The following is a 2719-nucleotide window of genomic DNA, read 5'->3' as shown; positions in this document are numbered from 1 at the left end:
TCTTGGCTGTCTATATTTTAACCAATAAATTGCTGTATTGCAAGCATAGTCAGCTTTTAAAGATAAATTATTGTTTTATTGGTCAGCAATAATTGTCTGTTTTTTCTTTAATTTTACATGACAAGTTCGGAAGAGCCATAAAAGTCGATATAAATCGGTTTTACTTACCGTTTGTGGCTTAGTAAGGTTGAGAATTAGTGCGCTAATTTTAGAAGTAATAGAATGGGAGCAATTAGGGGAAGTAATTGACGTTATAATTAGCCATAGTTTTCCGTCAAAATTCGATTTTGTCTCTTAAAACCCTGATTAATCGGTTTTTAGAGCTAATTTTGACTCTTGGTCTAATCTGCCTGTCTTCCTTGCTGTGACTGACTTACAAATTTTTGGAGATGTCTACTGTAGGGGACAAAGTTTTTTCCAACTTCTCTATCACTGGTAGTACAGTTGATCTACAAGACGAAATAACCATTGGCTTCGTTAGTGGTGTCTTCCAGTTAAACTACTCTGCTAGTCTTGGTACCAATATGGCTTTGAAGACACCAGGCACCCTTAAATATAAGGTAACCATTCCAGCCACTTTCACCAACGAATTTGCTGCGGCTGGTACAAATGCACAGGGTAGTACTATGGTAGCAACCTTCAGTAAATCACTTACTGCGACAAATTTAACTCCCAGTACTCTGAACTTTGTTTCAACTGGTGGCACCGTTGTTGGCACGTTCAGTGCTGGCACAAAAGCCATTGACGTAACCTCCGCCTGGACTCTGGATAACCCAAACTCCTTTATCAACGGTTTCTCTGACCAGTACGTCCAAAATCCTCCTGATCCGACTCCGATTGCGGTTCCTGAACCCTCTGCGGTTCTAGGTTTGGCCGCCCTTGGTTTGGCGGGTGTCGTGGGCAGATCTGTTTCAAGATCGTTACACAACAAGCAGCAATAGATCAATAAAGCATGAGGACACCTCGAATACATTTTGGTCGGTTTTTTTTAAATAACTGATACCATTTTCTTTGATTAGTCGCGGGTGTCCCACACCAGCGATCTGGGAGTGGCAGGGGGGTTGAGGGCAATTAATCATCTCTGCCATTATTTTAAAGATCTTTTTGTCCTACACTCTGATTTTCTTGCCAATATCTAAGGCATTTATTGCGAACAAACTGAACTGTCCGAATAGCCTCATCAATGGCTTGATATTGAGATGGTTTTCCTCCAAGCTTTGCGTATCGACCGAACTACCGCCAATTATTATAACATACTAAAATTAGGTTGACAACTGTTCTTAGTGGTGATTCACTGTTGCTATAACTGGCGGAACCTTTCATCTCATCGGTAAAACCGAGGGTTCCTTCAAGCCGACATTTTAAGTAAAGACCATCCTTGCCTACTTTTTCCATGATCCTAGCCGCCGAAACTGGACTAAAAACCGCTACTCTAGCCCAGTAGGGTGTGTTAGCGTCAGCCTAACGCAGGAATTTTGAACATTAGATAAGGTGCGTTACATCTCATTAACGCACCCTACAAGATCGGCGATCTGCTATGCAGTGCCTTCGGCATCGCACTGATAATAGACAACTTTAATGAGCGTATCGGTTAGGCCTAACGGCTAAGTTGAGCCGCCACGATTAGATTTGAGATTCTTGTGGTTCATCCTGTTTTGGTCGGCTCCAACGACTTGTTAGACCTTGCTTTGGTGGTAAGCTGACTACCTGCCTGCCACTTTCTGCTTGTCTTTTTTGCCAATCTACAAACATTGCATCCAAATCGTAGTTAAAGGATTTAGCGTGTTCTTCTCGAAATTTATGAATTTCATCTAAAATGTCATCTTGCCACATCGTTATAATCTCCTAAAAGTTCGTAAGGAGTACAAATTATGGGTAACTCGTATCCCAAATCAAGACTGAGCTCTGCCAACTTCCTCTGAATTTGAGCGTTGGCAATATGTTTACAGTTCCATGTTAACAAGTAATCTAGCCCGTGGACAGTCGCCGCAGCAATGTGAACCGCATCATCAGAAGCTTTGGCAGGAAGGTTGCTTCGTATAAGAAACTGGGCTGCCAAGTTGCGTACAGCTTGATTGAGTTCAACCAAAGGCATTTCATTGACAATTTCTAACCTTTTCAAAGCAATCTCTGTATCTCCCTTAGCGACTTCATCTAAAACAACCTGTGAAATATAGAGAACAAAATCATTACGGCGATTTTGCCACCAGTCCCTTGTCGTTTCAATATTACCAGCAACAACCAAATTTCGGGTCGATCTGGCTGTCAGATAGCCAATAACGCTGGTTTCAATATAGACGCTTTCACTCACGGCACTTTCTGAATTTTATTTGTCCCTCACTCTATCGCATTTGAGCTTTATTTTGAGGGTTTGCGAGGGAATTAGTGCGTTACATTTCATTAACGCACCCTACAAGATCGGCGATCGCACTTGACTCGCTGGTCGGCATAACGGCCAAGTTATACGGCTTTTTTTGTGCAATGTGATCTAAAATAAAGGCATCTTACGACTAGGTGACAACAATGTATAAAATTTCTGTTAACCCTCAAATTCATTTTGGGAAGCCCTGCATAGAAGGGACGCGCATCACTGTGCAGAGTGTTCTTGAGTTGCTAAATGAGGGACTCTCTTTCAGTATAATTATTCAGGATTATTACCCTGATTTACAAATTGAAGACATTCGTGCTTGTCTGCAATATGCTATCGCTTTAGTAGCGG

Annotated in this window: 5 protein-coding genes and 1 pseudogene; 2 read left to right on the top strand and 4 right to left on the bottom strand. The window is 41.7% G+C overall.

The window, feature by feature from the left end; genetic code table 11:
• The first annotated feature begins 389 nt into the window (after window positions 1-389).
• The gene (locus PX484_RS17400) at window positions 390-941 is read left to right on the top strand and encodes a PEP-CTERM sorting domain-containing protein (protein ID WP_287765877.1); all 552 of its coding nucleotides are present in this window, start codon (window positions 390-392) and stop codon (window positions 939-941) included.
• Window positions 942-1095: 154 nt separating this feature from the next.
• Here the strand turns inward: PX484_RS17400 and PX484_RS17395 are convergent.
• From PX484_RS17395 to PX484_RS17380, 4 genes and pseudogenes are all read right to left on the bottom strand, one after another.
• Window positions 1096-1185 (bottom strand): annotated as a pseudogene (locus PX484_RS17395) (transposase); the annotation flags it as partial.
• 48 nt (window positions 1186-1233) lie between these two features.
• Complete coding sequence (locus tag PX484_RS17390; RefSeq protein ID WP_159036963.1) at window positions 1234-1395, bottom strand: hypothetical protein; 162 nt, start codon at window positions 1393-1395, stop codon at window positions 1234-1236.
• A gap of 228 nt (window positions 1396-1623) precedes the next feature.
• Window positions 1624-1833, bottom strand: a complete 210-nt coding sequence (locus PX484_RS17385) for a hypothetical protein (RefSeq protein WP_002732654.1) — start codon at window positions 1831-1833, stop codon at window positions 1624-1626.
• On the bottom strand, window positions 1820-2311 hold the full coding sequence (locus PX484_RS17380; RefSeq protein ID WP_287765880.1) for a type II toxin-antitoxin system VapC family toxin: 492 nt from the start codon (window positions 2309-2311) through the stop codon (window positions 1820-1822). Before PX484_RS17380 ends, PX484_RS17385 begins: the two co-directional genes overlap by 14 nt.
• A gap of 212 nt (window positions 2312-2523) precedes the next feature.
• On the opposite strand from PX484_RS17380, the gene PX484_RS17375 reads away from it, so the two are divergent.
• Window positions 2524-2719: DUF433 domain-containing protein (locus tag PX484_RS17375; protein WP_288104918.1), on the top strand; the 196-nt coding region annotated here is incomplete at its 3' end.

This window comes from Microcystis sp. M49636_WE2, from assembly GCF_030065375.1.
GTDB lineage: Bacteria > Cyanobacteriota > Cyanobacteriia > Cyanobacteriales > Microcystaceae > Microcystis > Microcystis aeruginosa_C.
The sequence above is the reverse complement of the archived record's forward strand: the minus strand, read 5'-3'. Positions and strand labels throughout refer to the sequence as shown.

Coding starts and splice junctions, on each gene's coding strand:
- PX484_RS17400 (WP_287765877.1), top strand. CDS start 390: ATGTCTACTGTAGGGGACAAAGTTTTTTCCAACTTCTCTATCACTGGT.
- PX484_RS17390 (WP_159036963.1), bottom strand. CDS start 1,395: ATGGAAAAAGTAGGCAAGGATGGTCTTTACTTAAAATGTCGGCTTGAA.
- PX484_RS17385 (WP_002732654.1), bottom strand. CDS start 1,833: ATGTGGCAAGATGACATTTTAGATGAAATTCATAAATTTCGAGAAGAA.